Genomic DNA, 22,259 nt, shown 5'->3' with positions numbered 1-22,259 from the left:
CACTCTAAACAATAAAACGTGAGCAGCGTGATGCGTTATTTACCCATAAGACATTAAAAACAAAGTGTTTAGTTAAACTCATAGCAAAAAGGCCAGTCATCTCAAGCTTTAATCCACAAAACGCCAACATCGCACAAACGTTCACGTTATAAACTTTCACAAAACCTCAAAAATGGTCATAGTTCACACTTTCAATCAAACCTAACATCAAACAAAATGTGACATTGATCATTTCTAGTATTTAATTTGAATTGAAAAAGAAATTAAAGGTGATCTTAATCACAATGAATTTTGATTTTATATTTGTCAGAAGATCGAATTGATCACTAACATTCTTATTGACAGATTTGAAAGTCATTTTTTGTTATTAAGTTACATATCAATTAATTGATCATCATCACTTAAAAAATGCTTTTCATCCGAAGAAATGCGGGGGTTGATCACGAAAAACCCGTCGTCAGTTCCAATTGGAAAATGTGTGGTAAATTGATTGAGTACTAAGCAATCAAACAAGCGGTTTTGGCGAACCGTTTACGACAACATATTCATCAGAACATCGAACGGGGAATTGTTATGATATCACCAGATGCCAAGATCAAGATACAAAATTTTGGTCGTTTTCTGTCAAACATGGTAATGCCTAACATCGGCGCGTTTATCGCGTGGGGCTTTATCACTGCTCTATTTATCCCAACCGGATGGCTACCAAATGAGACGTTAGCTTCCATGGTTGGTCCTATGATCACTTACTTGCTGCCACTACTGATCGGTTACACCGGTGGTAAATTAGTGGGCGGCGATCGCGGCGCGGTCGTGGGTGCAATCACAACTATGGGCGTGATTGTCGGTACCGACATCCCAATGTTTATGGGAGCAATGATGGTTGGCCCAATGGGTGGCTGGGCAATCAAAAAATTCGATAACTACATCGACGGTAAAGTAAAAAGCGGCTTCGAGATGTTGGTGAACAACTTCTCTGCGGGCATCATTGGTATGCTGTGCGCCATTTTGGCTTTCTTCCTTATCGGTCCATTTGTCAAAGTGCTTTCAGGCGCATTGGCAGCAGGCGTAAACTTCCTTGTTTCAGCGCACCTTCTGCCACTGACTTCTATTTTTGTTGAGCCAGCGAAGATCCTATTCCTAAACAACGCGATCAACCACGGCATCTTCTCTCCACTGGGTATTCAGCAAGCGTCTGAGACAGGTCAGTCGATCTTCTTCCTAATCGAAGCAAACCCAGGTCCTGGTCTAGGTATCCTGCTGGCTTACATGGTGTTTGGTAAAGGTACGGCTCGTCAAACGGCAGGTGGTGCATCCATCATCCACTTCTTCGGCGGTATCCACGAGATTTACTTCCCTTACATCCTAATGAACCCTCGCCTAATCCTTGCGGCTATCGCAGGTGGTATGACGGGCGTATTCGTTCTAACTATGTTTAACGCAGGTATCGTTTCTCCAGCATCACCAGGTTCAATCTTTGCAATCTTGTTGATGACTCAGAAAGGTTCAATCGTTGGTGTTCTAGCGTCTATCGCAGCGGCAACAGGCGTGTCATTCGCCGTAGCAGCACTGCTAATGAAGACACAAACGTCAACAGAAGAAGACGGTGATGAAGCAGCACTAGAGAAAGCAACATCACAAATGAAAGACATGAAATCTGCATCTAAAAACGATGCGGTGGTAAACAGCCAAAGCAAAGGTGACGTAGACCTAGCGACAGTACAAAGCATTATTGTCGCTTGTGATGCGGGCATGGGCTCTAGCGCAATGGGCGCGAGCATGCTACGTAAAAAGGTTCAAGACGCAGGTCTGAACATTCACGTAACCAACCTTGCCATTAACAGCTTACCAGAGAGTGCAGATATCGTGATTACTCATAAAGACTTAACGGATCGTGCACGTAAGCATGCTCCAAACGCACACCACATTTCATTGACGAACTTCCTAGACAGCGAAATGTATAACCAGCTAGTCACCAAGTTACTGGCAGCACAAAACCAATCCGCAGCCAATGACGACCAAATGGTGAAAGTGTCAGTCATGGCGGCGAACGACGACTGCTTTGAGCCACAGCAGCCATCGGTTTTCCAAATCCAGCGTGAGAACATTCACCTAGGTTTGAAAGCAGCCAACAAAGAAGAAGCCATTCGCTTTGCAGGCAACAAATTGGTTGAACTTGGCTACGCAGAACCAGAATACGTAGACGCGATGTTTGAGCGTGAAGCGTTGGTTCCAACTTACCTTGGCGAGTCTATCGCGGTTCCTCATGGCACCGTAGAAGCGAAAGACCGCGTGAAGAAAACAGGCATTGTAATCTGCCAATACCCATCGGGTATCCAATTTACTGAAGATGACGACGATGTCGCGAAACTGGTTATCGGCATTGCCGCTAAGAACGATGAGCACATCCAGGTGATCACCACCATTACGAACGCGCTCGATGAGCCGGAAGCAATTGAGAAGCTAACCAGCACCAACGATGTGGAAGAGATTCTGAACATCCTTGGCGGTCAACAAGCGGCTTAATTACTCCTTTAATTTGCTCCTGAGGCAAATGAGGTCAGCTGTCACCCCCTATGCGGTTGGCCTCACCCTAGTTTCGTAAGTCAACATTTTCAGATATTGGTAGGTAAGAATTATGAAAAACGCAGTTCATTTTGGTGCAGGTAACATCGGTCGTGGTTTCATCGGTAAACTCTTAGCAGACGCAGAAGTCGAGGTCACTTTCGCTGACGTTGATGCGCCGTTGGTAGACCAGCTCAGCCACAAACAAGAATACAAAGTGAAAGTCGTGGGCACCGAGTGCCAAATCGACACTGTTACCCACGTCACAGCAGTAAACTCAGCCAGTGATGACGTGATTGATCGCATCGTCAAAACCGATTTGGTTACCACAGCGGTCGGTCCAAACGTATTAGATATCATCGCGAAAACCATCGCGAAAGGTATCGCCAAACGTTTTGAAGCTGGTAATGACGCGCCACTTAACATCATCGCCTGTGAAAATATGGTGCGTGGCACAACACACCTAAAAGGCGAAGTATACAAACATCTGGATGAATCGCTGCACACAAAGGCAGACGAGTTGGTTGGCTTTGTTGATTCAGCAGTCGATCGCATCGTGCCACCAGCAGAAGCCGCCAACGATGATCCACTAGAAGTCACGGTAGAAAGCTTTAGTGAATGGATTGTGGATGAACAGCAATTCAAGGGCGAAATCCCTGACATCTCAGGCATGGAAAAGACCAACAACCTAATGGCCTTTGTCGAACGTAAGCTGTTCACCCTAAACACAGGTCACTGCATTACCGCTTATTTAGGTTGTTTGAAAGGCCATCGCACCATTCGTGAAGCAATTGAAGACCCAAGCATTCATGCTGAAGTAAAACAAGCAATGCAGGAAAGTGGCGAAGTGTTGATTCGTCGTTACGGCTTCGACCGTGATATGCACAATGCCTACATCGAAAAGATTCTAGGTCGCTTCGCCAACCCATATTTAGTGGATGAAGTGGATCGCGTTGGACGACAACCAATTCGTAAATTGGGTGCAAATGATAGATTAGTGAAGCCATTACTCGGTACAATCGAGTATGGCACTGAAAATCAAACACTTTTGAAAGGGATCGCGGCGGCGTTGAAATACACCAACGACACCGACCCACAAGCGGTGGAACTACAAACCTCATTAAAAGCCGTGGGCGTGAAGAAAACGCTAGCAACGTACACTGGCCTGGCTGAAGACAGTGTTGAAGTGGCTCAAATAGAAGCGATTTACCACCAGCTTTAATCGAATCAAGGGGAGCTCTGCTCCCCATAAATATAATTTTAAACAGTTACTCAGTATATGGCAGATAACATCAACGAAACCGAGATCATTGAACGATTGAACAGCGCGCCATCGGTACGAGGCTTTTTTATTGCAGCAGTCGATGTGTTCAACGATTCCATCGACGGGCTAATACAAAGGATCTTTCGTAAAGATAACTTCGCCGTGCAATCGGTTGTTGGTCCCCTACTGCAAGACTCCGGACCGCTGGGCGATCTCTCCGTTCGTTTGAAACTCCTATTTGGCTTAGGCGTACTCCCAGACGATATTTATCATGATATTGAAGACATCATTAAGCTTAAAAACCGACTTAATAGCGATGCATCCGACTACGAGTTCACTGATCCAAATATTCTAGAGCCAATCAAAAAGCTGCATCTGGTGAAGAAAATGGGCATGGTGCAATTAGAAGTCAACGAACCTGATGACGACATCGACCTTGAGTTTTATCAACTCCAACTTCAGCGCCAACAACAAATCATTAAGTCCGGCCTGTCACTCGCGATTGTCGAGATTTGTAACGAACTGGGCAAAGACAGCCCTTTTTAACCCAACCTCCGGCAAGGAACGCCTTCTCTACTAGCCTCTTTTCTTTGCGTATCCTTTCTGTATGACGTGCGTGAAAGCCATCACAGTCCATATTCGTATGTCTCTGTAATATCAGACCAATCTATCGCTGGCATTGAAACGGTATGGCATGCTTTCAATCGAAGACACTAAAACCAAATGGGAGTTTTTCCAGAAACACCATTGGGTATCTCCAGAATTTTCCCGCACTCCCGTACTTGAGTCGTGGGAGCGTTGCATAAAGCAATGCAGTCCTTACACCTGGTCAAAGCCACACATTGCCTCTGGATTTACCTTCTCATCTCTGATGAAACGCAACGAGCACCTCATCGAATGCGCCACGACCGTACTTGAAGACACTTACGACATGCTAGGGGACGAAGACCTGCTATTGATGGTGACTGACGGCAACGGCTGCGTTCTATCTGTTGTGGGACATGACTCAATGCAACAAGAGATGCAGGCGCTCGGTATTAAACAAGGCTGTTTTCTGTCTGAAGGGAAAATTGGCACAAATGCGGTCAATCTCTGTATTAGTACTCATATCCCGTGTGAAGTTTTCGCAGCAGAACATTTCAATCGCCACTTACATCCTTATGCCTCTGTAGCTGCGCCTGTTTTCGACCAGTTTGGCAAGTTACGCGGCACAACATGCCTTCTCAAAAAAGCAGAGAGCTATAAGAAAGAAAACTTGGTCATCATCGCGTCGAGCGCGAAAGAAGTCAGTTTGCAAATCCATATTCAGTCGGAACAAGAAAACATTAACCGCCTCACTTGTGCGCACAACGCAACGTTAGAATGCATGGATGACGGCCTTCTGGCCTGGGATGAAGAAAGCCGTATCACCATGGTAAATCACCAATCAGAGCGCTTGTTAAACATTGAAGCCAGTCAGGTCTTGGATAAAGAAGTCTTTTCGGTTTTACGTTTCCCGCCAAATGTCCTCAATAGTATTGAGTCGGGTGCAAGCATCAACCGCAAACTCACAACGGTAGAGGTTCGTGGCGAGTTTGTTGAAGCGATAATTACCTTGCGTCCACTCAACGACGGCACACACTTATTGTTCTTGCACCCTATCGATAAAATTCGCGAACTTGCTCAACAACAAATAGGTGGCAGTGCGCGCTATACATTCAGCACTTTGCCTGTCATTTCACGAAAAATGAAGCACGTCATTACCGTGGCAAAGCGGGCCATAAAGTCCAAATCACCGATTCTAATTACGGGTGAAGAAGGCGTAGGAAAAGCTACTCTCGCCATGGCGATTCATAACGAAAGCACCTACAAAGAAGGGCCGTTCATTACGCTCAACTGCCGCTCCATCAATACAGAGCAACTGGTCAAAGAAACCCTGGGATACGACGAGGGACAAGGCATGCCCTCTAAGTTTGAACTCGCCCATGGCGGTACGCTCTTTTTGGAAAAGGTGGAATATCTGTCGCCCGATTTACAAGCCGTGCTACTTAAGTTGTTAAAAACTGGGCTCGTCAGCCGCAGCGACAGTTTGCGATTAATCCCCGTAGACTTTCAACTTATTACGAGCACCGCTTCAGAGATCAGCGAGTATGTCACTCAGCGCTCATTTGGTCGGCAACTTTATTATGAAATCTCCTCGAACGAGCTGCATATTCCACCACTACGAAAGCGTAAAGAAGACATTGAATTTCTCGTCCAGCAGCTTATCAGCCATTATGAACGCCGACACAATGTCACAATCTCGATAGAGCCAGTCGCACTGGAAGCGTTGATGAATTTTCGTTGGTCAGGCAACAACTCTGAACTAAGAAACCGAACTGAGCGAATTTTGCTGAACCGCAGTTCCAACTTAATCAAGCTGAACGATATTCCTGAAGACATTAAACTGAATTCTCGCCATACCGCAGAAAATACGCCAGTAATCACGTTAGAAGAAGCCGAGAGAAGAGCGATTGTTCAGGCTTGGAATCAGTGTGATGGCAAAATGCATGATATGGCGAAAGCATTGCAAATTGGCCGCACGACCTTATGGAGAAAAATTAATAAGTTTGGGCTGCAGGAGCAAATGAAGCTGTATTAAGCCAAGAAGTGGCGTTCCTACAAAAGTAAAACCGGCGTAAGCACGCCGGTATAGATGTGCTAACGACAAGATGTCGATTAAACATCAACAGACAACTGACGAATCTGCGCTTTTAGTCCCGGTAGCAGACTCGAACTGGCGCTGAATTTTCGTAACCCAACACGAAGTAATGTGTCTGTGGCATTTGGATCGCCTGCCATCTCACCACACATACTGACCGGTATGCCCGCGCGATCGCCTGCTGCACACGTGAGTTCAATGGCTTTTAGTACCGATGGTTCAAAGTAGTTCACCAATTCGGCAACGGCGGCGTTGCCTCGATCGGCGGCCATAACATATTGAGTCAAATCATTGGTGCCAATAGAGAAAAAGTCGACTTCTTGGGCTAACGCATCTGCATTTAATACCGCGGCTGGTACCTCAATCATAATACCAACAGGCAAATGAGTCGCATCCAAGCCGAGTTGGGTTGCTTGATGTGCCAACAGCGCTTTTACTTTTCTCACTTCTTCAACCTGGGCCACCATCGGTATCATCAATTGAATATTCGGTTGTTCGTGAAAGGCTCTCAGAATGGCTCGAAGTTGGGCGGTAAACAATGACTCATGTTGAAGGCACAACCGCACCCCTCTCAAACCTAAAAATGGATTATCTTCCGATGGCATAGGATAAGCGGCTAAAGGCTTGTCACCGCCAACATCTAAACTACGAATCGTAAGTGTCTTATCACCAAGTGCGGCGGCAATATCACGATAGACTTGATATTGCGCTTCCTCAGTTGGCAACTCATCACTGTTTTGAAATAGAAACTCAGTCCGAAATAGACCAACGCCCTCAGCGCCTGATGTTAGTGCATCATCAATATCTTTCGGTCCGCCAATATTGGCGAATACTGGAATATGGACACCATCACAGGTGACTGCGGCTTGCTGAGCACTCGCTAGTGCACTTTGTCGGGTGCTTTGCCACTCTATTTGTTGCGCTTCTAATTCCTGCTGTACGGAATCCGAAGGAGAGAACCATAAATGTCCTCGGAAGCCATCAATAGTCACCACTTGACCAGCACGCACAGCATCAAGGCAGCCCTGAGCTTTAACGATGGCAGGAATCCCCATCGCACGAGCAAGAATCGCACTGTGAGAGGTTTTCCCTCCTTCACTCAAACAGATACCAAGCACTTTCGATTTATCAAGCCCGGCCACATCAGAAGGCATCAGGTCACGGGCCAACAAAATACTCGGTTCCTGAATGTCGATGGCATTAGGCGTTACGCCTGTCATTTCAACCATAACCTGGCGTGCGATATCATGCACATCAGCTTCGCGTTCCCGCATGTACTGGCTTTCAGCCTGGCGAAACTCGTCGGCTAACGTTTGCAGTGATTCTATCCAAGCTTGCTCGGCTATCATGCCCGTTTGAATTCGCGCCTCGACCGATACCCATAATTCTGGGTCACTGAGCATCATGCTATGAGCAGCAAATATTTCCCCTTTCGGCAGCTTCGCTTGCTCCTGCAGATGTTGAACAACCACGCCTATCGCACGCTTAACCCGTTCAATTTCATCTTGTTCACTTTGGAAATCACGTTCAGGCACTGCTGGCATTTCATGAGTAAAAAGGACAACTGGAGCAGTAGCGATACCGTCATTGACTCGAATACCAACAACAGCACCTTCAATCTGATTTGAGGCCATGCCATCGAGCAAAGTATCCGAGCACTCTTCAGATTCGATAATGCCTTGCTCAACCGCCTCTTTTTCTCCGAAGTGCTCATGAGCTAAGGCTTCAAATGCCTGAACTGCTTCACTAGATTGAGAGCCGAGTGCGCATAGGGTGATCGCCTCTTGACTACGAACGCCAAGTTTCGCAATGCTGTTTAAGCTTTTCGCGTTCACACGGCGCTCGCCTTTTTTCAACCATACTTGGCAGTCAAAAGGCGCGAGTGCACCAACAATAACCGCAGCGGGACGAGCATGTAATCCATGCGGATTTTGCACTACCCAATCAAATGTCCGTTCTTGCTCAAAGTTCTCTGATACTGGCGCTATCTCAGCGGATGTTAGTGGCTGATCACCAAGGTGCTCTCGTTTTACGCTTAACGCATTCTGTGCCTCTTCGACTACCGTCGATAAAGGTAATCCGGCGGCAGCAGCCACCGACGCCGCCATGGTTCCTTCAACAATAGGGGCCGAGATAAGGGTGACATTTTCCCTCACATGATCATCAATCAGATCCAGAGCCATTTCCGTGCTAAGCAACGCGCTGCCAAGATCCATCAATACAACAACCCCTTGTTGATCTTGTACCTGCTCAATCGCTTCCATCACGGCTATGGCATCGGTTCCGATCGGGTTCTCTGGATCATCAATCCCCGCGGCAATCGCAAGCTTGGCTTTGCCTTGCGTCATTTGGGTGGCAAGTTCGGCCACCCCTTCAGCAAGGCGACGACTATGAGATACAACAACAATTCCCACCATCTTAATTACCTGCTATTGCCTGCTGTAGTGCTTTAATCATTAACAAAGAAGAGGTTGCGCCAGGGTCTTGATGACCAATACTGCGTTCACCTAAATAACTTGCTCGCCCTTTTTTCGCCAACATTTCAATCGTGGCAACCGCATTCGTTTCTGCTAGCTCAACCATTTCATTCAATAAATGGTCAGCGCTCATACCATTTTCTAACGATGCCTTCACGCTAACTAAAACGGGTAACCAAACATCACACATGGTTTTATCACCCAGTTCCGCTTTACCACGAGACACCACGCCATCCACACCGCTTTTTAGTGCATCCACCAACTCTTCAAACGTTAATTGCTCTCGAGTTCCGACAGCGGCAGCCGTGCGAATAAACAGCGTGCCATAAAGCGGGCCACTTGCCCCACCGACACTAGAAAGCAAAGTCATGCCCGTATTCTTGAGAATGCTGCCGATATTTTGGTCCGCAAATTGCGGCAGTTTTTCAGCAACTTTTTTAAAGCCTCGGTTCATATTGAGACCATGGTCTGCGTCACCAATATCACGATCAAGGTCGGTCAGAAAATCTTGATTCTCTTGATACGTTTTTGCACATAGCTCTAACCAGTGAACGATATGTTGTTTTTCAATTTGCATGTTTGCTCCCCCCTGTTACCACTTGATCGCGGCCGTATCGACAGGAGCATCAAACAGCTCCAACATCTCTTTGTCTGCCTTCAGCAACGTAATCGAAACGCCTTCCATATCGAGTGACGTACAGAAGTTACCAACCATATTACGCACGATACGGAACCCTGCTTGCTCGCAGTTATGAGCCAGACGGCGGTACACTCCGTAAAGCTCTGAAGTTGGCGTACCACCCATACCATTCACCATCACGATGTAGGCGTGTTCAGCGGCGAAAGGCTCAATGCTGGATTCCACTTCATCCCATTCACCTTCGTCACGATTCCAAATACGCAAAGTGCGCTGATAAGGTGTGTTTTCAGCAACTTCAGCAAACATCTCATCCACTAACGTATCGACATCGGTGTATTTCACTCGCTTGATACCTGGTTCACCATGGATACCAACACCAAACTCCACTTCATCATCTTCCAGAACAAAAGATGGTTTACCCGCCGCTGGCACAACACAAGCATTAAGCGCCACGCCAAATGAACGACAGTGATTATTAACGCGACGAGCCAGATCTTCACATTGCTCCAACGAATAACCTTTGTTCGCGGCAGCCCCAACTAACTTCTCAACCAATACCGTTCCAGCGACGCCACGGCGACCAGCGGTATACAGGCTGTCTTTGACTGCAACATCGTCATCCACCAACACCGACCCAACTTTGATGCCATCGGTATGAAGGAGCTCCACGGCCGTTTCAAAGTTCAACACGTCGCCGGTGTAGTTTTTGATGATAAACAGCACGCCCTCACCAGTATTCACTTGGTTACCACATTCGTACATTTGATCTGGCGTAGGTGAAGTAAATACCTCACCAGGGCAGGCGCCTGTCAGCATGCCTTTACCAATAAAACCTGCGTGCAAAGGTTCATGACCACAGCCACCACCAGAAACCAATGCCACTTGCCCCGGCGTTTCCTCATGCCACATGTAACGAGGTTCGTAGTTAGCTTTTAGCTCAGGGCGGGACAATGCCAGGCCCTCCATTTGCTGCAATACAACATCATCGACTTGGTTAATTAACTTTTTCATCGTTCTATCTCATTCCATTTATATTTTTATGTAGGGTATGAATTCATCTTAAACAGAGAAAAAACGTGCTCAACAAAAATCAATCCGTTTCATATTGAAACAACGACTTCGGTATTTTCGTTTCAATATGAAACGAAAAACGACAGATTCGCTTGAATAGTGATCGGCGCCATAAAGCATGCTGATGCTTATTACTTCTGACAGTCGGTTTGACACAGAGGTCATAAAAGCATGGAACAAAACCAGAGATATCCTTCACCACTTACCACACCAAACCTAATATAAACCTTATCGCTACAATGGATTTTCATTGCAGTCAAAAACACACATAAAAAAGGTTAAAGGTTTGAATTATGGACAAAATTATTATCAGCCCAAGCAAATACGTCCAAGGTGAACAAGTACTTACATCTATCGCTCACTACGTGAAAACATTGGGTGAACGTCCGTTAGTCATTGCCGATGAGTTCGTGACTAACCTGGTTGGTGATGACGTCAAACAAAGCTTTGCTGACGAAAAGCTTCCACTCACTATGAACATTTTTGGTGGCGAATGTTCGCGCGTTGAGATTGAACGCATCACGGACATTTGTGCCACTCAAAAACATGATGTCATTGTCGGTATTGGTGGTGGTAAAACCTTAGATACAGCTAAGGCCGTTGCGTTTTACACCAAAATTCCTGTCGTGGTGGTTCCTACGATTGCCTCGACTGATGCGCCAACCTCAGCTCTTGCGGTGATATACACACCTGAAGGTGAGTTTGCAGAATATTTGATGATCCCTAAAAACCCAGACATGGTCATCATGGATACATCAGTCATCGCCAAAGCCCCTGTTCGCTTACTTGTATCGGGGATGGGCGACGCGCTTTCCACCTACTTTGAAGCTCGTGCCAACATGACTTCTGGTAAGGCAACAATGGCTGGTGGGTTAGCGACGCGTTCAGCACAAGCTCTTGCGAAACTTTGCTATGAAACCTTGCTTGAAGATGGTGTAAAAGCAAAAGCTGCGGTAGAAAATGGTGTGAGCACCAAAGCGGTAGAAAATATTATTGAAGCCAATACATACCTAAGCGGTATCGGTTTTGAAAGCAGTGGCCTAGCAGGCGCTCACGCTATTCATAACGGCCTAACCAAGCTCGAAGAGTGTCATCATCTCTATCATGGTGAGAAAGTCGCGTTCGGCACACTTGTTCAACTGGTGCTAGAAAACGCAGCGATGGAAGAGATTAATACGGTTCTCGCCTTCTGCCGATCGGTAGGTCTACCAACCAACTTATTTGATATGGGCGTTAAAGAGCTTAATCACGCTAAGTTGCGCGAGGTCGCCGAAGCTTCAACGGCCGAGGGAGAAACCATCCACAATATGCCATTCCCAGTGACGGCAGAAAATGTCTACTCTGCTATTCTAACCGCTCATCAACTGGGCCAATAACCCAAATAACTTCAAACGAGTTTGAGTCTCAAAAGGCAAGCCAAGGTTTGCCTTTTATGCTTCAACTGACTTATCACTTCCATTGACACCTGCCGATGGCAACATCATAACAAACCGCGTCTTGTCTTTATCTGATGTTACTTTTATCTGTCCTTCATACGCTTGCACGATAGATTGGGTAATCGACAAACCTAGCCCTGCACCTACGCTACCTACATGTTGGCGAGATTTATCTGCGCGATAAAACCGGTCGAAAAGGTACGGTAAGTTTTGCTCGGCAATGGTGTCACCTTGGTTGCTGACCGATATCGTAACCTGTTCATCAACCTCTTGAACGTCAATCACAATGGTTGAATCAGCATACGCATGACGAATCGCGTTGGAGAGCAAATTGCCCACTGCACGCTCAAACATGTTTTTGTCCATATAGAGCTGACCGTCGCCTGAGCTCACGATTTGCACATCGGCATCTTCGGCCAATATTTCAAAATACGCGACCAAACGGTCGATTTCCTCCTGCACCGCAAACACTTCGTCATGGCGATGAATGAGCTTGTTTTCGGCCTTGGCAATGTAGAGCAAATCGTTGATGGTTTTCGTGATGCGGTTGAGTTCTTCCAACGTTGAGGCAATCGCATCCTGATACTCTTCAGGCGTTCGACACGCACCTAAAATGACCTGATTTTGCGTGGTAATGTTGGTGAGTGGCGTTTTTAACTCATGTGCTATATCAGAAGAAAACTCGCTCAAGCGGCGAAAACCAGTTTGCAACCTATCGAGCATCGCGTTGTGTTTGTTGGCTAACTCGCGCAGTTCTATTGGCAACGAATCGGGGTCGAGACGAATGCCCATTTGCTCTGGTGATATCTGTTGAATGTGCTGATTCAATCCCACAATCGGCTTCAACCCACGTTTTACCATCCAACCGCTCAACGCGGAAGAAATCACAAACGCCAAACCGAGCGCCCAAAACAAAATCCAGTCGAGCTTATCCAAAAACAAAATATGGTGATTGATACTCATGCCGAGCACCACCTGATACTCCCCAGCTTGAAACGCAAACGCGCGGATATTCAGCGAGTCCTCACTCCATTCGATGGCGCGCTCGTGATTTAAGACCTGAGGTGAGCTAATGCTGTAGGCTCGGTTCTGAGGAATCGTCAGGCTCGAATTCTGATACACGTTCTGCTTGCCTTCAAACACCCACATATAGAGCGTACTGTTATTCGCTTGCTTGAACACATCCTCTGGCGAGCGTTTTAACTCGTTCTCAATGGCATTGAACTTACTGGAAATATAGCTGAAATCTTGCGAATAAAAGTGGCGCTCAATGGCGTACTGTAGGATGAAAGCCAAAGAAAAATAGGTAACAAACGTCATGCTAACAAACATCAGCACGAGCTTGTTTTTCATGGAAAAAGGCAGCGAAAACTTAGGCATCACGACTCTCTTCGAGTTTGTAGCCCATCCCTCTGACAGTGTGAATCAGTGGTTTATCGAACGGTTTGTCCACTTTGTTACGCAGACGTTTGACCGCCACATCAATCACATTGGTATCGCTGTCAAAATTCATATCCCACACTAACGACGCAATGGTGGTACGTGAAAGCACTTGGCCAGTTTTGCGCATCAACAACTCAAGCAGGGCATATTCTTTGGCGGTAAGCGACATCGACTGCCCCGCGCGCGTGGCAACGCGTTTGATCATATCAAGTTCTAAATCTGCCACACGTAATGTTTGCGGCGATGCGACCACTTGCGCGGTAATATGATGACGAAATACGTTTTGAACACGCGCCAGTAGCTCCGCAAACGCGTAAGGTTTTACCACATAGTCATTGGCACCCAGCTCAAAACCGCGCACGCGATCTTCCACTTGCTCCTTCGCTGTCAGCATGATCACTGGGGTGTGAATCCCACTACTGCGAAATGTATTAAGCACCTGCCAACCATCGAGTTTAGGCAACATAATGTCGAGGAGGATTAAGTCATATTCTTCACTGGTAGCGTGATAAAGCCCATCGACCCCATCATGCACTAAATCCACCACATACCCAGATTCAATCAAACCTTTTTGCAGATATTCTCCGGCTTTGTGCTCATCTTCGACGATCAATATTTTCAACTTTACTTACCTAGTGTGTTAGCGGGAGGATGAGAACCCAGTATAAAGCTCGAAAAAGAGCATGATGTGAACCACACCATACCCTTCCCCATTGGCAAACCATTATCGATTGTTATCGCGTTCGGCATAATGCACTTTGACATTCACTTTGCCCAAATATTCCAACTGACCATCTTCATTCATGCGTTCTTGCACGGTCACGAAGCCACCATCTTTTAAATGCGTACTGCGAGACTTCACATTAAACGTCAGGATATTGAGCTCTTTATTCAGTTCACGAGCCGTCATGGTTTTAAGTGAATTGAGTTCAGACAGTGCCTGTTGATAAGCCTCATCTGACGTTGCTGTCGGCGTAACTGAGATGGTTTTCATCTCTTCGCGGCTCACGTAGTTACCACCAGTGAAAAGTGGTTGAGCGAATGCAGATGCGCTAGTGATTGCCATTACCGTTACAAAAAGAGCAGTTTTGATTGCGTTCATGTTGTTAACCTTTGAGTGCTTGTTTTCAATGAGGTCATTATTGAACACCGCCTCTGACACCATCCTTTCAACAAAATGACATTTTTGTCATGAAAGCAACCTACTGGCGAAGGCTCTTGAGCGTTCCATTACGCTTAGAATAAGACAAAAAAAGCGGCACATACTCTCGCATGTGCCGCTTGGGATTTTTGCTGTTAAGCGTAATTACTCAACCGTTACCGCTTTCGCTAGGTTACGTGGTTGGTCTACATCCGTACCTTTGATCAGTGCTACGTAGTAAGACAGCAACTGCATTGGGATGGTGTAGTAGATCGCCGCCGTGATTTCACTAACGTGAGGCATCGTGATGATCTTCATTGTTTCATCGCCTTCGAAGCCTGCGTCTGCATCTGCGAATACGTATAGAAGGCCGCCACGTGCACGTACTTCTTCAACGTTTGATTTTAGCTTTTCAAGTAGGTCGTTACTTGGTGCAACCACAACAACAGGCATGTCAGCATCAATCAGCGCTAGAGGACCATGTTTCAGTTCACCCGCCGCGTAAGCTTCTGCGTGGATGTAAGAGATCTCTTTCAATTTTAGAGACGCTTCCATCGCGATTGGATAGAATTCACCACGACCTAGGAACAGTGTGTGGTGCTTGTCTGCGAAATCTGTCGCTAGTGCTTCAATGTCTTTCTCGAAAGAAAGTGCCGCATTGATTTGCTTAGGAAGTGCGTGTAGCGCTTCAACAATCTCTTTTTCTTTCTCTTTGCTGACGCGGCCTTGCTCTTTACCTAACGCAGTTACCAGCATCAATAGTGCAGAAAGCTGAGTCGTGAACGCTTTGGTTGAAGCGACACCGATTTCGACACCAGCGCGAGTCATGAACGCAAAATCAGATTCACGAACCAAAGAAGAACCTGCTACGTTACAAATGGTCATCGCCGCCATGTAACCTTTTTCTTTCGCAAGACGAAGTGCTGCTAGCGTATCGGCGGTTTCACCAGACTGAGACAACGTGATCAATAGGCTGTTTGGACGCGTCACAAACTTGCGGTAACGGAATTCAGACGCAATTTCTACATCACAGCTCACGCCAGCAATGTCTTCAAACCAGTAACGCGCTGTCATACCTGCGTTGTAAGACGTACCACACGCAACGATTTGTACGTGCTCTACTTTACTTAGAATGTCTGCCGCATGAACACCGATCGCATCAGTTACAACAGAGTCTCCCGTGATACGGCCTTCCATTGTGTTGATCAACGCTTTAGGTTGCTCATAGATTTCTTTTTGCATGAAGTGGCGGTATTGGCCTTTATCGCCAGCATCATGTTCTGCGTTGGATTCTACGATTTCACGCTCAACCAGCTCGCCCGTTGCGTCAAAGACAGTAACTTCACGGCGAGTGATTTCTGCCACATCACCTTCTTCTAGGTACATGAAACGGCGCGTTACATTCAGTAGCGCAAGTTGGTCAGAAGCCAGGAAGTTTTCACCCACACCAAAACCAATTACGATCGGGCTGCCTGAACGTGCAACTACGATGCGTGAAGGATCTTTGCGATCCAACGCTACCGTGCCGTATGCGCCTTCAAGTTGTTTTGCTGTTTTTTGTACTGCTTCTAGTAGCGTTTCTGAAGTGCGAAGTTCCCACTCAACCATGTGTGCGATAACTTCTGTATCCGTTTGAGATTCAAACACGTAACCACGAGATTGAAGCAATTCACGAAGCTCTTCGTGGTTTTCGATAATACCGTTATGTACAACAGCAATATCGCCAGACATATGTGGATGTGCATTAACTTCAGATGGTTCACCGTGCGTCGCCCAGCGAGTGTGTGCAATACCCGTTCCGCCGATCACTTTTGCTTCTTCTACTGCATCAGCCAGTTCTTGCACTTTACCCAAGCGACGAACGCGCGTTAGGTTTGACTCGCCATCAACAACTGCAACACCAGCAGAGTCGTAACCGCGATACTCTAAGCGGCGTAGACCTTCAACCAAAATTTCTGCAACATCTCGTTGTGCTACTGCACCTACGATTCCACACATGTGTTTATCTCCGTTTGTAGTTTTGTTCTTCCCTAGCCATGTTTCAGATAGAGGCAGCAAGCAAAGGCCTGTATTCAGAGGGAAGTGAAATATGAAACTGATTATATTATTAGATTAGGCGCAAATGACTTTCACGCCATGTTGTTCAATCTGTATTTTGTGTTCTTGCTGAATATCAGCATCCGTCACTAGCACATCAATTTGATGCCAAGCGAGCTCTAAATTCGGGATCTTACGACCGATTTTTTCCGATTCGATCATGACGATCACTTCGCGCGACACTTCCGCCATCACCTTACTCAAACCAACCAATTCATTAAACGTTGTGGTGCCGCGTTCGAGATCGATGCCATCCGCACCGATAAATAGCTGGTCAAAATCGTAAGCTCGTAATACAGATTCGGCTACTTTGCCTTGAAAAGATTCTGAGTGCGTATCCCAAGTCCCGCCAGTCATCAGCAGTGTTGGTTCGCTCTCTAATTCATTAAGGGCGTTAGCAACATGCAACGAGTTGGTCATGACAACTAAGCCACGTTTGTCATTCAACTGTTGAATCAACGCAGCCGTCGTACTGCCACTGTCGATCACTATGCGATTATGGTCTCGAATCAGTGATGCCGCTGCTTTTGCCAAGTTTAGCTTTCGAGTCGAAACATTAGCGCTCAATTCTTCGTGAATGACTTCGGTTGGGATAGCAATCGCACCGCCGTAGCGGCGTAGAAGTTGGCCATTTTTCTCTAAAGAAGCTAAATCCTTTCTAATCGTGACCTCTGAGGTTTCGAATTTCTGAGCGAGTTCGTCAACGCTGACTTCTCCTAGCTCAGAAACCAAGTTAGAAATGGCGTGTCTTCTTAGTTGAGTGTTTCGTTTCGACATTTACGTTTTGAACTTAAGTTTCGATGTGAAACTTATTATAGTCAAACCGAAACTTTTAAGTCCATTTATTTCGATCCAAAAAATTAATATTTCTCGATAAAACCTTGTCCTAAGACAATTCTTAAACAGTGATATTGGATTCATTCAGTGGTAGAATTCGCCACCGAAAAGAAAAAAAATTACAGAATTGAAGGCTATTTTTTTGCAACTTTCTGCATATAAAGTGGGATTAGTCACAAAAAGGTAACCAAAATCGCCGATCTTTTAGTCATAAAATGACTAAACTTGGTGAAAGACTTTCAGAATCTGAAGTACTGATAATGAGGCGAAAAATCGGTGGGTGACAGGCACTAAATGTCATCAATAACGCCCTAACTTCAGAGTAAACAACCGACTTTCAAATTGTAACTATACTTACCGGAGAGTATCTTCCATGAAAAAGACCAAAATCGTATGTACGATTGGCCCTAAAACTGAATCTGTAGAGAAGCTAACTGAGCTAGTGAACGCAGGCATGAACGTAATGCGTCTTAACTTCTCTCACGGTGACTACGAAGAACACGGCACTCGTATCGCGAACTTCCGTAAAGTAATGGAAGCTACTGGCAAACCACTAGCAATTCTTCTAGATACTAAAGGTCCAGAAATTCGCACTATTAAGCTAGAAGGCGGTAACGACGTTGATCTAGTAGCTGGTCAAGAATTCACTTTCACAACTGACACTTCAGTTGTAGGTAACAAAGATAAAGTTGCAGTAACTTACGCAGGTTTCGCAGCAGACCTAAACGTAGGTAACACTATCCTAGTCGACGACGGTCTAATCGAGATGGAAGTTATCTCTAAGACTGAAACAGAAGTTAAATGTAAAGTACTTAACAACGGTGCACTAGGCGAGAACAAAGGTGTTAACCTTCCTGGCGTTTCTGTAAACCTACCTGCTCTATCTGAAAAAGATAAGAACGACCTTAAATTCGGTTGTGAGCAAGGCGTTGACTTCGTAGCTGCTTCTTTCATCCGTAAAGCTTCTGACGTTCAAGAAATCCGTGAAGTACTTGCTGCAAACGGCGGCGAGAACATCCACATCATCTCTAAGATCGAAAACCAAGAAGGTGTTGATAACTTCGACGAGATCCTAGAGCTTTCTGACGGCATCATGGTTGCTCGTGGTGACCTAGGTGTTGAAATCCCAGCTGAAGAAGTAATCTTCGCTCAGAAAATGATGATCGAGAAGTGTAACCGTGCACGTAAGATGGTTATCACTGCAACTCAAATGCTTGATTCTATGATCAACAACCCACGTCCTACTCGTGCGGAAGCAGGCGACGTTGCTAACGCGGTAATGGACGGTACTGACGCAGTAATGCTTTCTGGTGAAACTGCTAAAGGTAAGTACCCAGTTGAAGCGGTAACTATCATGGCTCAAATCGCGAACCGTACTGATTCAGCGCTAAAAGCTGAGCTAGGTTCTCGTCTAGACAGCCCACGTCTACGCATCACTGAAGCAGTATGTAAAGGCGCAGTAGACACAGCTGAGAAACTAGCTGCTCCACTTATCGTTGTTGCAACTGAAGGTGGTAAATCTGCACGTTCAGTACGTAAATACTTCCCAACTGCAAACATCCTAGCACTAACAACAAACAAGAAAACAGCAGCACAACTTGTTCTAACTAAAGGTGTGACGCCAGTTGTTGTTGATTCTATCGAAAGCACTGACGCATTCTACGTAGCAGGTAAAGAGCTTGCTCTAGAGTCTGGTCTAGGTAACAAAGGCGACATCGTAGTGATGGTTTCTGGTGCTCTAGTCGCTTCAGGCACTACGAACACAGCTTCTGTACACGTACTATAATACTGAACTTTTCATACTTCAGTTGATTGATAAAGAGGGCTTATGCCCTCTTTTTTTATATGGCTTTCTTGCTCTAATAATAGCCTAACTGTATCATTCACCATGCGCAGAATTGCGTACTGTTTAATTTTGTCGTCACGATTAAAATTTCTATGAGGTGTATGTGTCCAGTCCCACTCTTACCGACAAAGTATCAAAAATGATCCGTCAGGATATTCTCGATGGCGTGCTTAAACCGGGTCAAAAACTCGTGGTTGCGGAACTCAAAGAGAAGTACAACGTAGGAGCGTCACCCATTCGCGAAGCTTTGGTGCAGTTATCGTGGAGCAAATACGTCAAACTCGAGCCGCAAAAAGGCTGCTGGGTTGCACCTGTATGTAACGATGAGTTGAATGACTTGTACGAGAGCCTACAAATGGTCTCTGCATGCCTACTAAATAAAGCAATTGTGATTGGCGATGAAAATTGGGAACTGGACGTCCTAACCGCTTATCACAAGTTATCCCGCTCTAAATCTGGCGAAAGCTTTTGCTGGAAGGAATGGGAAGAACGCCATAATCAGTTTCTTACTGCGCTGTTTGAAGGCGCTGGCTCTGCCAATATGTTTGGTTTTTTCCGCGATCTACTCACGCAAATTAAGCGTTACCAATATTTTGCTATGCAAATGTTAGGTACTGGAAACCCAGGGCACTGTAATATCGATGAGCAAGAAATGCTGATGAAGACGTCGTTAGATAAAAAGAGCCAGGATGCTTTAGGTTATCTAGAGCGTTATTTGAGACAGTCAATGCAGTGTATCGAAGCGGCCATCGACAACCAATATCGCATACTGGCTAGCGAATAACGCTGAGGCTAAAATAAGCATAAAAATCGGGGTCTATCCCCGATTTTTTGTTTTTGAAAAAGAGCTAAGCAATATCATCGAAACTATGACATAGCGATACGCAGTTACGCCCTGCACTTTTGGATTCATACAAGGCAATATCAGCACATTTATAAGTGCGCGTGCGATCAGAAGTTAAATCACTATACCCGGCGCTAACAGTAATCGCTCTATCACTGCGCAGTTGAACCGCCACACGTAACCGGTTCAATACAACTTCTGCTTCTTCGAGTGTGGTATGCGGCATGATCACCGCAAACTCCTCACCACCGACGCGAGAAACAAAGTCAGTACTGCGCACCTCTTTAAGAAGAGTCTCAGCGACACTGCAAATCACTTTGTCCCCTTCATCGTGCCCAAGTTCATCGTTAATGCGCTTAAAGTGGTCAATATCAAACAACGCCAAACATGCAGGGGGACTATCAGGATAACGCTCAATAATCCCGGCATATTGCGCTAATTGCTCTTCAAATTTTCGACGGTTCCACAAGCCCGTCAAACCATCTTTTTCACTGAGGTTGCGTAGCTTTTCTTCCAGCTCTTTTTGCTCGGATATATCCACCAGCGACGTGATGTAATAGCTCACTTTACCTGACTTGGTTAAGTTTGCCTGAATGCGCATAATGGCGGTAAATACGTGATTAAACTTGGTTCGACAACGAACCTCACCTTCCCAAACGTGCTCGTTCGCAAGCTTATTCCAAATATTGACGGTCGACTCGAGATCTTCCGGTAAGAAAATTAGATTATGCGCATTCCAGCCTTGAGTATGCTTGGTGGAATAGCCCATCATGTTTTCAAATTCTTGGTTCACCATAATGATTCGATGCGACGCATCTGAGATCATCACCGCAGTCATGCCATCAAGTGCAGCCCGAGCTAACTTCGATTCCATACTATGACGTCGATAGTGCAGGGCTAGCGCGGTCGTTGGTAAAGTAAAACCAAACACCAAACTTAATACAAAAAACGCTTCTTGGATTAAGTCATCAATATCTCGCTGAGATCGAGATAGTAATTGCTCATTCGTGAGATCAATCACCAGATGAAGTGGCTCACTAGAAACAAATTGGATCGTGCTATATGCTATCAAATTCGAGCCGTTGTACTCATAGCCCGAAACTTCTGAGATCATCGTGCGCCAAATGTTGGGATACATCCGGCCAAAATTAAATTGAGAACGAGCTGGAATAATGTTGCCGTACAAGCGTGATGACTTAGGACTCGCGATATAAAAGCCATCACTTTTAATTAACTCAATATGAAAATCCCGCACCGGTGAGTAGTTGAGTCGAGAAGATAAATACTCAATATCAACATTAAGAACAAGATACCCTTCGCGTTTCCCATTGAGAGAAATCGGCATCAGAATACGCAATGAAGGGCTATAAGGGTAAACAAGCTCACCATTTTCCCGCTCCAGCTCAATCCCCCACGACGCAATTTCATCATTACCTAAACCTTGCGCGTAATGAAAATAATCCCGCTCTGACTTGTTATGTAATTTGAGGGCGGGTGCAGCGATACCCGTTTTGAAATCGTAATTAATCCGTGCTTTTTCCTGACCGGTAACATCAAGAAAACGAATTTGTTTATATAGCTTTTGGTTGATCGCAACCGAGATCCACATATCTTCTAAGATAGAAAGGTTGACCCGGTTCGGCTGACGTAGATAGTCGTAAAGACTTTGGCTGTGACCGAGAAGATCGCTGATCGTCTCAATTTGATCCTGAATATTATTGTATTCGCGACCAGTATAAGCCAGTTGATGTAATGCTTCTTGAGCGGTATTCTCAACGTTACTCTCTAATAACGTCAGATATTTCTGATAATAGTAAACTGCAGTGAGCGCACTAAAAAATAGTGCTGTCGCCAACAATGTGCCGACTCGCTTGGGTATTTTCACGCGTCTACTGCCTATAATGCTTACTAAAACGAC

The 22,259-nt window shown here is 45.7% G+C and carries 16 protein-coding genes; 7 read left to right on the top strand and 9 right to left on the bottom strand.

Going from position 1 to position 22,259, the window contains the following annotated elements; genetic code table 11:
• Positions 1-573: 573 nt before the first annotated feature.
• The 4 genes from ACZ5ZC_RS09780 (at position 574) to dhaR (ending at position 6,449) form a co-directional block, all read left to right on the top strand.
• The gene (locus ACZ5ZC_RS09780; protein WP_006742749.1) at positions 574-2,526 is read left to right on the top strand and encodes a PTS mannitol transporter subunit IICBA; all 1,953 of its coding nucleotides are present in this window, start codon (positions 574-576) and stop codon (positions 2,524-2,526) included.
• Positions 2,527-2,638: 112 nt separating this feature from the next.
• Entirely contained in the window at positions 2,639-3,787 is a 1,149-nt protein-coding gene (locus tag ACZ5ZC_RS09775) for a mannitol-1-phosphate 5-dehydrogenase (RefSeq protein ID WP_054867234.1), read from the top strand.
• Positions 3,788-3,844: 57 nt separating this feature from the next.
• The gene (locus ACZ5ZC_RS09770; RefSeq protein WP_012841150.1) at positions 3,845-4,375 is read left to right on the top strand and encodes an MltR family transcriptional regulator; all 531 of its coding nucleotides are present in this window, start codon (positions 3,845-3,847) and stop codon (positions 4,373-4,375) included.
• Between the two features lie 148 nt (positions 4,376-4,523).
• A complete protein-coding gene (dhaR, locus tag ACZ5ZC_RS09765; RefSeq protein WP_176319002.1) occupies positions 4,524-6,449 on the top strand; it encodes a dihydroxyacetone kinase operon transcriptional regulator DhaR in 1,926 nt (641 codons plus the stop codon).
• A gap of 77 nt (positions 6,450-6,526) precedes the next feature.
• Here dhaR and ptsP read toward each other — a convergent pair whose 3' ends face one another.
• From ptsP to dhaK, 3 genes are read right to left on the bottom strand one after another with little or no spacing between them, the layout of a single operon-like run.
• A complete protein-coding gene (gene ptsP / locus ACZ5ZC_RS09760) occupies positions 6,527-8,926 on the bottom strand; it encodes a phosphoenolpyruvate--protein phosphotransferase (protein ID WP_464931880.1) in 2,400 nt (799 codons plus the stop codon).
• A 1-nt stretch (position 8,927) separates the two neighbouring features.
• A complete protein-coding gene (gene dhaL / locus ACZ5ZC_RS09755) occupies positions 8,928-9,563 on the bottom strand; it encodes a dihydroxyacetone kinase subunit DhaL (RefSeq protein ID WP_005379705.1) in 636 nt (211 codons plus the stop codon).
• A 15-nt stretch (positions 9,564-9,578) separates the two neighbouring features.
• Positions 9,579-10,637, bottom strand: a complete 1,059-nt coding sequence (gene dhaK, locus ACZ5ZC_RS09750) for a dihydroxyacetone kinase subunit DhaK (RefSeq protein ID WP_464931879.1) — start codon at positions 10,635-10,637, stop codon at positions 9,579-9,581.
• A gap of 353 nt (positions 10,638-10,990) precedes the next feature.
• Here dhaK and ACZ5ZC_RS09745 point away from each other — a divergent pair, with 353 nt between their 5' ends.
• Complete coding sequence (locus tag ACZ5ZC_RS09745; RefSeq protein ID WP_005379703.1) at positions 10,991-12,073, top strand: glycerol dehydrogenase; 1,083 nt, start codon at positions 10,991-10,993, stop codon at positions 12,071-12,073.
• A 54-nt stretch (positions 12,074-12,127) separates the two neighbouring features.
• Here ACZ5ZC_RS09745 and ACZ5ZC_RS09740 read toward each other — a convergent pair whose 3' ends face one another.
• The 5 genes from ACZ5ZC_RS09740 to ACZ5ZC_RS09720 all read right to left on the bottom strand — a co-directional run bounded on the left by ACZ5ZC_RS09740 (position 12,128) and on the right by ACZ5ZC_RS09720 (position 17,591).
• Positions 12,128-13,513: a heavy metal sensor histidine kinase gene (locus tag ACZ5ZC_RS09740; protein WP_065274139.1), complete on the bottom strand. Its 1,386-nt coding sequence runs from the start codon at positions 13,511-13,513 to the stop codon at positions 12,128-12,130.
• A complete protein-coding gene (locus tag ACZ5ZC_RS09735; RefSeq protein ID WP_464931878.1) occupies positions 13,506-14,198 on the bottom strand; it encodes a heavy metal response regulator transcription factor in 693 nt (230 codons plus the stop codon). The genes ACZ5ZC_RS09740 and ACZ5ZC_RS09735 overlap by 8 nt, the downstream gene beginning before the upstream one ends.
• A 102-nt stretch (positions 14,199-14,300) precedes the next feature.
• Positions 14,301-14,678 carry a DUF3316 domain-containing protein gene (locus tag ACZ5ZC_RS09730; RefSeq protein ID WP_031815906.1) on the bottom strand — a complete coding sequence of 126 codons (378 nt, stop codon included), beginning with the start codon at positions 14,676-14,678 and terminating at the stop codon, positions 14,301-14,303.
• Positions 14,679-14,882: 204 nt separating this feature from the next.
• On the bottom strand, positions 14,883-16,715 hold the full coding sequence (glmS, locus tag ACZ5ZC_RS09725) for a glutamine--fructose-6-phosphate transaminase (isomerizing) (RefSeq protein ID WP_464931877.1): 1,833 nt from the start codon (positions 16,713-16,715) through the stop codon (positions 14,883-14,885).
• Between the two features lie 114 nt (positions 16,716-16,829).
• On the bottom strand, positions 16,830-17,591 hold the full coding sequence (locus ACZ5ZC_RS09720) for a DeoR/GlpR family DNA-binding transcription regulator (RefSeq protein ID WP_005392240.1): 762 nt from the start codon (positions 17,589-17,591) through the stop codon (positions 16,830-16,832).
• 433 nt (positions 17,592-18,024) lie between these two features.
• Between ACZ5ZC_RS09720 and pykF the strand changes: the two genes are divergently transcribed.
• Positions 18,025-19,437, top strand: coding sequence for a pyruvate kinase PykF (gene pykF / locus ACZ5ZC_RS09715; RefSeq protein WP_005392243.1), 1,413 nt, complete (start codon positions 18,025-18,027; stop codon positions 19,435-19,437).
• Positions 19,438-19,594: 157 nt separating this feature from the next.
• A complete protein-coding gene (locus ACZ5ZC_RS09710; RefSeq protein ID WP_338327076.1) occupies positions 19,595-20,281 on the top strand; it encodes a GntR family transcriptional regulator in 687 nt (228 codons plus the stop codon).
• Between the two features lie 64 nt (positions 20,282-20,345).
• On the opposite strand, the gene ACZ5ZC_RS09705 is transcribed toward ACZ5ZC_RS09710, so the two are convergent.
• Positions 20,346-22,226, bottom strand: coding sequence for a sensor domain-containing diguanylate cyclase (locus tag ACZ5ZC_RS09705; protein WP_464931876.1), 1,881 nt, complete (start codon positions 22,224-22,226; stop codon positions 20,346-20,348).
• Positions 22,227-22,259: the final 33 nt, after the last annotated feature.

The organism is Vibrio sp. JCM 18905 (genome assembly GCF_055393305.1).
The sequence above is the reverse complement of the archived record's forward strand: the minus strand, read 5'-3'. Positions and strand labels throughout refer to the sequence as shown.

Coding starts and splice junctions, on each gene's coding strand:
- ACZ5ZC_RS09775 (WP_054867234.1), top strand. CDS start 2,639: ATGAAAAACGCAGTTCATTTTGGTGCAGGTAACATCGGTCGTGGTTTC.
- dhaK (WP_464931879.1), bottom strand. CDS start 10,637: ATGAAAAAGTTAATTAACCAAGTCGATGATGTTGTATTGCAGCAAATG.
- ACZ5ZC_RS09780 (WP_006742749.1), top strand. CDS start 574: ATGATATCACCAGATGCCAAGATCAAGATACAAAATTTTGGTCGTTTT.
- glmS (WP_464931877.1), bottom strand. CDS start 16,715: ATGTGTGGAATCGTAGGTGCAGTAGCACAACGAGATGTTGCAGAAATT.
- pykF (WP_005392243.1), top strand. CDS start 18,025: ATGAAAAAGACCAAAATCGTATGTACGATTGGCCCTAAAACTGAATCT.
- ACZ5ZC_RS09745 (WP_005379703.1), top strand. CDS start 10,991: ATGGACAAAATTATTATCAGCCCAAGCAAATACGTCCAAGGTGAACAA.
- dhaR (WP_176319002.1), top strand. CDS start 4,524: ATGCTTTCAATCGAAGACACTAAAACCAAATGGGAGTTTTTCCAGAAA.
- ptsP (WP_464931880.1), bottom strand. CDS start 8,926: ATGGTGGGAATTGTTGTTGTATCTCATAGTCGTCGCCTTGCTGAAGGG.
- dhaL (WP_005379705.1), bottom strand. CDS start 9,563: ATGCAAATTGAAAAACAACATATCGTTCACTGGTTAGAGCTATGTGCA.
- ACZ5ZC_RS09770 (WP_012841150.1), top strand. CDS start 3,845: ATGGCAGATAACATCAACGAAACCGAGATCATTGAACGATTGAACAGC.
- ACZ5ZC_RS09730 (WP_031815906.1), bottom strand. CDS start 14,678: ATGAACGCAATCAAAACTGCTCTTTTTGTAACGGTAATGGCAATCACT.
- ACZ5ZC_RS09740 (WP_065274139.1), bottom strand. CDS start 13,513: ATGCCTAAGTTTTCGCTGCCTTTTTCCATGAAAAACAAGCTCGTGCTG.
- ACZ5ZC_RS09720 (WP_005392240.1), bottom strand. CDS start 17,591: ATGTCGAAACGAAACACTCAACTAAGAAGACACGCCATTTCTAACTTG.